Origin of the sequence: Citrobacter sp. TBCS-15 (assembly GCF_005280815.1) — a bacterium.
GTDB classification, from domain to species: Bacteria; Pseudomonadota; Gammaproteobacteria; order Enterobacterales; family Enterobacteriaceae; genus Citrobacter; species Citrobacter werkmanii.
Window position 1 is genome coordinate 1 of sequence record NZ_SZWK01000031.1, and the last position, 250, is coordinate 250.

Consider the following 250-nt stretch of genomic DNA (forward strand, 5'->3'; position numbering starts at 1 on the left):
TATCTTATAGTATCTGTCGTTAATACCCATACATAGCGACTTGTCAGAAGCCTCATAAATATTATTTAAGACCAAAGTCACACTATTTTTGTTGCTACTTGATAAAAGTTTCTCACTTTTCATGTCAACAATCAACAGCTTATAAAATTTTGCTTTGGAATTGTTAGCGTTCTCCTGAGGAATCTCCTTATCAGTTACGAAATACGATTTATTATCATAAATAAAATTAGTATAACTTCCTTCGTCAAAC

At 30.8% G+C, this 250-nt stretch carries 1 protein-coding gene; it reads right to left on the bottom strand.

The window, feature by feature from the left end; genetic code table 11:
* Positions 1–250 (bottom strand): NisI/SpaI family lantibiotic immunity lipoprotein (locus tag FDW96_RS02800; protein WP_137365191.1); only part of this gene is annotated, 250 nt, incomplete at both ends.